Source organism: Solimicrobium silvestre (assembly GCF_002976435.1).
Lineage (GTDB): Bacteria > Pseudomonadota > Gammaproteobacteria > Burkholderiales > Burkholderiaceae_D > Solimicrobium > Solimicrobium silvestre.
The window spans coordinates 1-8940 of sequence record NZ_PUGF01000046.1 but is presented as its reverse complement, the minus strand read 5'-3'; the positions used below and the strand labels follow the sequence as shown (position 1 = coordinate 8940).

9 protein-coding genes are annotated in these 8940 nt (G+C 48.1%); 6 read left to right on the top strand and 3 right to left on the bottom strand.

Annotation, left to right across the window (positions count from 1 at the left end; translation table 11 throughout):
- Both S2091_RS23535 and S2091_RS23530 read left to right on the top strand, forming a co-directional pair.
- A partial coding sequence (locus S2091_RS23535; protein ID WP_133166974.1) for an RHS repeat-associated core domain-containing protein occupies positions 1 to 508 on the top strand: 508 nt, incomplete at its 5' end.
- 111 nt (positions 509 to 619) lie between these two features.
- Positions 620 to 1222, top strand: a complete 603-nt coding sequence (locus tag S2091_RS23530; RefSeq protein ID WP_105534420.1) for a hypothetical protein — start codon at positions 620 to 622, stop codon at positions 1220 to 1222.
- 149 nt (positions 1223 to 1371) lie between these two features.
- Here the strand turns inward: S2091_RS23530 and S2091_RS23900 are convergent, their stop codons facing one another.
- Positions 1372 to 1677 (bottom strand): hypothetical protein, encoded by a 306-nt coding sequence (locus S2091_RS23900; protein ID WP_133166973.1) that lies wholly within the window; start codon positions 1675 to 1677, stop codon positions 1372 to 1374.
- A gap of 1111 nt (positions 1678 to 2788) precedes the next feature.
- On the opposite strand from S2091_RS23900, the gene S2091_RS23525 reads away from it, so the two are divergent.
- The gene (locus S2091_RS23525; protein ID WP_105534419.1) at positions 2789 to 2989 is read left to right on the top strand and encodes a hypothetical protein; all 201 of its coding nucleotides are present in this window, start codon (positions 2789 to 2791) and stop codon (positions 2987 to 2989) included.
- 312 nt (positions 2990 to 3301) lie between these two features.
- Here S2091_RS23525 and S2091_RS23520 read toward each other — a convergent pair whose 3' ends face one another.
- Positions 3302 to 3907 carry an ORF6N domain-containing protein gene (locus S2091_RS23520; protein ID WP_105534418.1) on the bottom strand — a complete coding sequence of 202 codons (606 nt, stop codon included), beginning with the start codon at positions 3905 to 3907 and terminating at the stop codon, positions 3302 to 3304.
- Positions 3904 to 4311, bottom strand: coding sequence for a helix-turn-helix domain-containing protein (locus S2091_RS23515; RefSeq protein ID WP_207769799.1), 408 nt, complete (start codon positions 4309 to 4311; stop codon positions 3904 to 3906). The genes S2091_RS23520 and S2091_RS23515 overlap by 4 nt, the downstream gene beginning before the upstream one ends.
- Positions 4312 to 4415: 104 nt before the next feature.
- Here S2091_RS23515 and S2091_RS23510 point away from each other — a divergent pair, with 104 nt between their 5' ends.
- The 3 genes from S2091_RS23510 to S2091_RS23500 form a co-directional block, all read left to right on the top strand.
- Positions 4416 to 7484, top strand: a complete 3069-nt coding sequence (locus S2091_RS23510) for a CHC2 zinc finger domain-containing protein (RefSeq protein WP_105534417.1) — start codon at positions 4416 to 4418, stop codon at positions 7482 to 7484.
- The gene (gene xerC, locus S2091_RS23505) at positions 7484 to 8494 is read left to right on the top strand and encodes a site-specific tyrosine recombinase XerC (RefSeq protein ID WP_105534416.1); all 1011 of its coding nucleotides are present in this window, start codon (positions 7484 to 7486) and stop codon (positions 8492 to 8494) included. Before S2091_RS23510 ends, xerC begins: the two co-directional genes overlap by 1 nt.
- 287 nt (positions 8495 to 8781) lie before the next feature.
- A partial coding sequence (locus S2091_RS23500) for an RHS repeat-associated core domain-containing protein (RefSeq protein ID WP_133166972.1) occupies positions 8782 to 8940 on the top strand: 159 nt, incomplete at its 3' end.

Here is an 8940-nt window from a genome sequence, read left to right as displayed (position 1 = left end):
TGATGCAGAGACCAATCTTCATTACAACTACTTCAGGGATTATGATCCTACGACGGGTCGATACGCAGAAAGTGATCCGTTTGGTTTATATGCTGGAATAAGTACATTTAGCTATGTAGCAAGTAATCCGCTTGCGTTGAGTGATCCATCCGGCCTCGACCCAAAATCCGAACCCGTTCCCGGAACAAATTACGACTATCGGATTGATAGTAAAAATTTACAACCTAATCAACAGCCACATGCGCATATTTATGATTCCAAGGGAAATGAAATTGTAGTCATTAATAAAGATGGAACAGGTAGTCATGGAAGTTGCCCTGATAAACTCCCTAAAAATAAAAAACTAATCAAATTTTTGCTTAGTAAAGGATTCTTATTAACTTTTGCTGGAGATTTAATATTTTTGGAAGATTTAGTAAATAGCGTTGGCCGTAGTGTTGATCCATATAACCCCTATTATTATTACGATCCTAAGGATGTTCCTAAGCCTGGCATTGTTAATTTGTGAGGCACTGAAATAATTATGAATTTTTTTTGAAATCTTAAATTTCAGGATAAATATCAATATGTCGATATCATTTGATTTAGTAATTTTGAATTTTAAGAAGGTGTTAATTTTATGAAGGATTACCTTTATTTATGGAACGATCCAGATCGACAATTTCTTGTTGCATCTGGAATAGAGTTTAAAGATTTTTTGAAATCACTGGATAATTTGGGTGGCATTGCACTTATCGAACATCAGTCCGAGATTTCTGAATTTGATCCAAATAGCAGGTTCGAATTCGTTTCAAGTTCGAATATCCCGAAATTGATAAATGAAAATATTTATTCTTGGGGAAATTTTGTATGGGCTGACTATGCTGACTCAACAATTCCAATTATTTCCGATAAGGAAATTGCAGAGTTGCTTTTTTTTGCGCACAAAGTCGTGCCCCTTACGACTTCAAAAATAGCTAGTTTGAATAATAAATATTTGGCCTATATACATGATGATGGATGGTATCTTCAACTTCATTATTCAAATTGGGAGCATATTAAAAATTTAATTGAATCATTGAAAATAACTAATATTGGAGCAATTAATTTATCTGACTTGAAACAAGGTAAATATGCCCTTTGGCTACAGGGAGGAGTGATTCATCATGAGGAGATGACGCATGATGTGGATATTGTTCTCAATCGTAGATTGTTTGTAAATGGGAAAAAAATTAAAAAATAACGCGGCAAGGTGTAATGTAGGATGTCATTAGTGCAGCGTAATGCACCAAGTGACTAGCCTTAACGCAGCAGCAATAACATTCTTTCTCTTTTAAATAAAAAAGCCGCACCCTCCAGTAACTACTGGATAGGAGTGGCTTTTTTTAGCGGCTAAGAGAAGTCGCGCAATCTACTATGCTTATCGCTTAGCCAATCGCCTGCAAGAACCCCTGCATAAACGCCGTCTGTTGTACCCCCGGCACGATATACCCATGCTCGCTGGCACGCACAAAGGCCATGTCCGGCCCGTCTCCCGGCCGCGCCGCAGCCTCTCCCTTCATGAACGCCACATCCGCCGCTGACATCAACATAACTCACTCCTTTTGCATTAATAAAATAAACATCAAAACTAGTTACCGATGGGACTGATAAATCGCCGACCAGAGCACCCATCGAATCGGCTACTAATTCATTCACTTCAGCCTACACACCAGCATATACTCGAGCTCCTACTAAATACCCAGACACCTCTAGGACAGGATGAGAAACGTATCCACGCGACAAGTCGCGTAGATTCGCCGGTAAAACTGCTTGGTGGCCTTCGTCCCCTTCGCATTTTTACCTTTCCTCTTGCTCAGGGCTAACGCCCCGAGACCCGTCTTAAAATTAGTAATACTAATTCTGCTGCATCTAATGCAGGATAGGCTGACGCCACCATTTGCATTGCAAGGTCGGTGACTTTATTTCGTGAATGCATTTCCTTTTTTAACTACTGAAAAGGAATGCCTCATGAGCCGTCGTCCATCGAAGCGTAACAACATAAAACTGTTGCTGACCTTGCTCCGGTTGATTGTTGATTTGCTAGATATGTTATTTAATTAAAAAAAAGCTCCCCTAACCCCTGTCGGAGGTGGGGAGCTTCCTTTAGCGGCGAAGTACAGCCGCCTGATTTTATCGTTTAGCCGTTTTAGTCTCTTGAACGGCGCAGCGTGCCCGTAAAAATGGGTGTGTATACACTTTTGCGGAAAATATCCTTTGAAATCAGTGAGTTAAAATCAATTGTAAACAAAAGTTAGTTTATTGCTATTTTTGTTTACGGCAAAGTCCTTATTTCATGCGGGTTTCAAGGCACATTGTAAGGTGCGTATGGTGTGTAAAAACTAGGACAGGCAAATCACGTTATTTTTGACTTATTTCGATGTCATATGCGTAACAAAATTAGATCAAAAAGCGTATCAAAATAATACTTTTAAGTATCAACGGATACGGGCTGCAAATAGGATGGAAATATTGTGGAAATATTGTGGAAATAGATGGTAATAGTGTGCAAATATTGTGCAACTAGGTGGTAAATTCGATCATGGTGATGATAAATCGTGATATTTCCATGAAACTTTCGTGATAAACCATGATATTTCTATGAAACTTTCGTGATAAACCGTGATATTTCCATGATAAACAGTGATACATGATGATATTTTTGGTTTATTTTTACTTTATTTTAGGTTTACATCGCTTTAAACGGCTTTAAATTTGCTTTGATATTAGTTTAATGGCAATAAATCATCCCCCTCGTTCAGGAAACACGATGAACAACGTTATTTCACTCGATGCCGCCCGTCAGCGACGGTTTCATATTCAATTGGCTAAGTCCAGCGAGGACTGGCAAGATATCTGTGCCTCGTTTGCGCTGTCCGGTGTGATTCTTGATGATGGGGATGCGGAACGTGCCGGTCGGGTGATGGCGGGACAGGCGACGACCCACAGTGTGCTGCAGGATATCAACTGATTGGTTCTGTCGAACCCATATCGACGATGTTGATGGACTAACCCGTGTTGTTCTTTACCCTGAGGCAATTGATTAACGGCATAGATTAACGGTGAAAAGCCACTTTGGTGAGAACAACTCTCAAAACGTTGTCGTCACGATAATTAGTAATACTAATTCTGCCTGTCTAATGCAGGATAGGCTGATGCCGGGATGTGCATTACAACCTAGTGTTATTGGGATGAACGAATTATTTCTTTCTTCTTTAAATAATAAAAAAGCCACTCCCTCCGTACTAGCGGATATGAGTGGCTTTCTTAGCAGCTAAAAGAATTATTTTTTAGCAGCTTTCGGTTTGGTTTGCGTATCTTCTGGCGTGATAAATCCAATAGGCCGTTTCTTGATTGGTTCAGGCGGCGTCATTAATTCCCGGATTGCCTCAAAGACCTGCTTCAATTGCACACGGGTATTGTGCTCAAACGTGTCGTGCTTCAATGCCATCAGCTCAGCTTTATTCTCCAGATCATCCAAGCGCAACGCCAGCTCTTTATGGGCAACAATCATTTCGCGCAAGCGCACAAATGCGCGTACCACATACACACCCATCTCAATGGCCTGTGGCGACGCCAGCACATTCGCTGCTTGAATTGCGCCATGTTCAGTAAACACAAATGGCAGCGTTGCAGAAAACTTGAGTTTAGCGAGGTGGTCGCAATTTGCGACCACCTCGGCTTTCTCTTCTTGGGTGAGCGCAAACATAAAATCGGCTGGGAAGCGTTCTTTATTCCGTTTCACTTGTTCATTTAGCCGCTTGGTTGGCACGCCGTAGAGCTGAGCTAAGTCAGCATCGATGATGACTTTCTGGCCGCGAATGATCAGAATGCGGCCTTCAATTTGAGTCAGTGGAACTGGGGCGGGTATTATTTTTGATGCGCTCATCGTTTAGTTGTTTGAGGTTTAGGTTGAGCGGTTGAAGTTGGTGTTTGTGTCCAGCGTTTCGCATCATGCATATGCAACACTCCCGCAATCATGGTTTCCACCGCTTCCCGTTCCTTGTCATCCAGTTTCGAGACGGCTTCAAATTGCAATTTTAATCGCTCATCTGGCCCCCGTTCATCCGGTTCAAAAAGCAGCATATCCGCGCTGACATTTAGCGCCAGAGCGATGCGCCTAAAAACATCAATGGTCGGCTGAGATGCGCCCGATTCATAGCGTTTTAATTGCGACACATGCATGCCGATCTTGTCGGCCATTTGCTGCTGCGTAAAGTTCAGTTGCTTACGAAGTGAAGAGAGTCGTTCTGGAAAGCTCATAGGAAGGATAAAAAGATTTGCGATAGTCATCAGTGTATGCCCTCCTTTTTTTTAACTTGACGTATAGTAGCATATCAGGGACAATAAATATACATCAATAAGCCACTTGACAGGTTTTTGAACAAAGGTAAAAAATGGCACGTATTTCAGAAACAACAATCGAGCAGCTAAAAAAGGAAGTGTCCGTCGAGCGATTAATCGAAGCGGCAGGGATTGCGCTCAAGAAAACAGGCAAAGATAAAACCGGCCTGTGCCCGTTCCACGAAGACGCCACTGCGTCATTAGTCGTGACTCCGGCAAAAAATCTGTGGCACTGCTTCGGCTGCGGTGTCGGTGGTGATCCGATTGCGTGGGTAATGAAGTTTCGCGGCATCTCGTTTCGTCATGCGGTCGAGCTATTGCAAGCCGATCCTTCTTTAGCCGCTAAAGGGGTAAGTGATGGCCCCATCAAAGTGGCGACCGTGCGTACCTTACCCGCTCCGGTGACTTTCGATGCCGACGATCAGGTCTTACTCAATCAGACCGTGGATTACTATCATCAAACGTTGCTAGCTTCCCTTGACGCACAAGCCTATTTGCAGTCGCGTGGTTTAACGCATCCCGATTTGATCGCTGAATTTAAACTCGGTTACGCCAACCGCAGTCTTGGTTTGCGCCTGCCCGACAAGCACCGAAAAGCTGGCCTTGACATCCGCACCCGCTTAGAAAAAATTGGCATCTACCGTGCCAGCGGCCACGAGCATTTCAACGGTAGTCTGGTCGTGCCGATTCTGGATGAGAATAGTAATGTCACCGAACTGTATGGCCGCAAGATCACCGATGGTTTGCGCAAAGGCACGCCGCAGCATTTATATTTACCCGCAGAGCTGCGCGTTGCAGGGCGCGGCATCTTTAATCGTCAAGCGTTAGCCACCCATAAAGAAATCATCCTGTGCGAAGCGATTATCGACGCCATGACCTTCTGGTGCGCAGGCTATCGCAACGTCACCACCAGTTACGGCATTGAAGGATTTACGGAAGAACATCTCGCCGCGTTTCAACAGCACGGCACTGAACGCGTCTTGATTGCGTATGATCGGGATGACGCCGGAGAGCGCGGTGCGGAAAAAGTGGCTACCCAATTGATGGCACACAGCATCGACTGTTACCGCATCCAGTTCCCCAAAAATATGGATGCCAATGAGTACGCGATCAAAGTACAACCCGCCACCCAAAGTTTAGGTATTTTAATTCGCAAAGCGCTCTGGTTAGGGAATGGCAAAGCACCCGAGCGCACAGCACTGCAACCCGTGGCCGCAGTTCCCGTCACTCCTTTAGCCACTCCAGAAAAAGCAGAACAGGCCACCGAATCAGAGGCGGCAGTGATGCCGCCCCTCACGCCATTACCTGCCTCGCCGTTGCCACCGGCTCCGGCCAGCGACATCGACTGTGCTGTCAGTGACACTGAAATCGTGCTGACGTTTGCCGAACGCCGTTACCGCGTGCGCGGTCTGTCCAAAAATCTGGCCTATGATCTGCTCAAAGTCAACTTACTGGCCTCGGTCGGCGACGCCTTCCACGTGGACACGCTGGATTTGTACAACGCCCGAGCACGTCAGAGTTTCGTCACGCAAGCGGCCTTTGAGCTGCACCTGTCGGACGACGCCATTAAAACCGATCTGGGGCGTGTTCTGCTGAAGCTGGAAACCTTGCAAGATGCGCAGATCAAATCCGCCCTGAAGCCGAAACAAGCGGAGGTCGTCGTGATGGACGCGGCCGACAAACAAGCCGCGCTGGCGTTATTGCGCGACCCGAATCTGATTGAACGCTTGCAAGCCGATTGCACCGTGTGCGGTCTGGTCGGTGAAGACATTAATAAGTTGGTTGGCTACCTGGCTGCCGTTTCCAGAAAACGCGATAAGCCGCTGGGCGTGGTGATTCAATCTTCATCGGCTGCCGGTAAAACCAGTTTGATGGACACAGTATTAGCCTTCGTTCCCCCGGAAGATAAAGTCAAATACAGTGCCATGACCGGCCAGAGCTTGTTTTACATGGGCGAGACCAATCTCAAACATAAAGTGCTGGCGATTGTGGAAGAAGAGGGCGCGAGCCGCGCCAGCTATGCCTTGAAGCTGTTGCAGTCTGAAGGAGAACTGACGATGGCATCCACCGGCAAAGACCCGATCACAGGTAATTTAGTGACGCAACCGTACCGCGTTGAAGGCCCGGTCGCTTTATTATTGACCACCACGGCACGCGATTTAGACGAAGAATTGATGAACCGCTGTCTCATTCTGTCGGTCGATGAAAGCCGCGACCAGACCCGCGCCATCCACCATCTGCAACGCGAAAAGCGCACCCTAAACGGGATGATCGCCAATCAAGAAAAAGCCAGCTTAATCGCCTTACACCAAAACGCCCAACGGTTATTAAGACCGATTGCGATCTTCAATCCCTATGTGCAGTGGCTGACGTTCCCGGATCAAACGACCCGCTTGCGCCGCGATCATGAAAAGTACTTAACCCTGATCGACACCATTACCTTCCTGCATCAACACCAGCGCGACTTGCGCAGCACCCACCGTGGCGCGATCAACGTCGAGTATGTCGAAGTCACGTTAGACGATATCGCCTTAGCCAACCGCATAGCGCACGATGTATTAGGCCGTAGTCTGGATGAGCTGCCACCCCAGACACGGCGGTTATTAAGCACCATGGACAGCTATGTCCAAGAGCAGTGCAAACAACGAAGCCTCCAACGCAGCGATTGCCGGTTCAGCCGCCGCACCTTGCGCGAAGCGATCAACTGGGGCGATACGCAATTAAAACTGCATTTGGCGCGGTTGGTCGAACTGGAATACATCGTCACGCACCGCACGGCCAATAATGGCTTTGATTATGAATTGGTGTACGCAGCAAGTGGCGACGGTCATCGTTTGCACTTCCCCGGTTTAGCCGATATCGCCACCTTAAAGCACGCCTACGATGTCAGCCGGTCGGGGCACAACGCCACGCGGTCGGCCGCTGGTCGGGGTGTGGTCGGCCAGCGGTCGCCCCTTGGTCGGGAGCCTATATTGAGTCAAGAACCAGCAACGACGCCGAATTGCGTGGAAGTGGTCGCAGAAAACGCAAAAACACACTATATAGAAGCTCATAGCAAAATCGTGTCGTACCCGCAGACGTCCCCCGTTCTTCCTTTAGCCGCCAGCGCGGTCTCTGCCTAATGGCGCTGCGTAAAAAACACCACGGTGGTGCTACATCACGCGGTTGGGATTTACCCAATATCCCGTTAGCCACGGCACTGCAAGCGTTTTTAGCGTGGTCAGAAACGGGCGGCGTTTCCCCGTTCACGTTACGCCAACGGCAGCGCGGTGTCCGGCGCTTCATCGTCTGGGCGCAAGAGCGCGGCTTAACCAGTCCGCACGAAATTACGTTACCGATTCTGGAGCGTTACCAGCGTCACCTGTACCACTATCGCAAAACCGATGGCATGCCGTTATCGATTGCCAGCCAGCATACCGAGCTGGTGCCGTTGAAAGCCTATTTCAAATGGTTAGCGCGTGGTAAACAGATTCAATACAACCCAGCGGCAGAATTAGAGATGCCCAAAATCCCCCGTAAAATTCCCCGCTACGTGTTGACCGTGCAGGAAGTCGAAACGGTGTTAAACCAAACCGACACCCAGACACCGATGGGATTGCGTGACCGGGCGATGATGGAAGTGCTGTACTCCTCCGGCATCCGGCGCAGTGAGCTGGCCAAGCTCGACATGACCGACATCGACACCAACCGTGGCAGCCTGCTAGTGCGTGAAGGCAAGGGCAAACGTGACCGGCTGGTGCCATTGGGTGCGCGTGCCTGTGCGTGGGTAACACGCTATCTGCTGGAAGTGCGGCCGGAGCTGTGTGATACGGCCATCTGTCAGAGCCTGTTCCTGACCGATTACGGCACGCAGTTTGAAGTGGACTGGTTAGGCGAGCATTTAAAGCGGTATATCCAGAGCGCCGGTATCGTCGCCCCCGGAGCGTGCCATTTGTTCCGGCATGCCTGTGCCACCCACATGCTGGAAAATGGTGCCGACATTCGCTTCATTCAAGTGCTGCTGGGTCACGCGTCGCTGACCTCCACGCAGATTTATACCAGCGTATCGATTCAAAAACTCAAGCAAATTCATGATGCAACCCATCCGGCACGCATCGAACGTCTGAACACCACCCCCGATTCCAACCAGTAAAACAACGCGTTTAGCATACGGTGCAAGGGATAGAGCCGCCTTGCACCGCATGACTGAGCGTGTTTCTTCTGCCGCCGTCAAGGCCAAGCCCTTCGGGTGCGCTGTGCGCAGCCTGGACGGAATGACCGCCACGGCGCATCACCTGTTTACCTCATAAAAGCAAAAAAGCCTTGCCAGCGTGTGCGTGCGTGGCTCAAAATCGCGTCTGGAAAATTTTTTATTGAAACAGGGGAAGAGCCTTCTACAATTCCGCGCAAACCGTTACGGCATATAGGGAAAACGCCTCCGTGTACGGTAAAAGTGCGTCGGGCAGCTCACTTGATGCAGAGACCAATCTTCATTACAACTACTTCAGGGATTATGATCCTACGACGGGTCGATACGCAGAAAGTGATCCGTTTGGTTTATATGCTGGAATAAGTACATTTAGCTATGTAGCAAGTAAT

Coding starts and splice junctions, on each gene's coding strand:
- S2091_RS23530 (WP_105534420.1), top strand. CDS start 620: ATGAAGGATTACCTTTATTTATGGAACGATCCAGATCGACAATTTCTT.
- S2091_RS23525 (WP_105534419.1), top strand. CDS start 2,789: ATGAACAACGTTATTTCACTCGATGCCGCCCGTCAGCGACGGTTTCAT.
- S2091_RS23520 (WP_105534418.1), bottom strand. CDS start 3,907: ATGAGCGCATCAAAAATAATACCCGCCCCAGTTCCACTGACTCAAATT.
- S2091_RS23515 (WP_207769799.1), bottom strand. CDS start 4,311: ATGACTATCGCAAATCTTTTTATCCTTCCTATGAGCTTTCCAGAACGA.
- S2091_RS23510 (WP_105534417.1), top strand. CDS start 4,416: ATGGCACGTATTTCAGAAACAACAATCGAGCAGCTAAAAAAGGAAGTG.
- xerC (WP_105534416.1), top strand. CDS start 7,484: ATGGCGCTGCGTAAAAAACACCACGGTGGTGCTACATCACGCGGTTGG.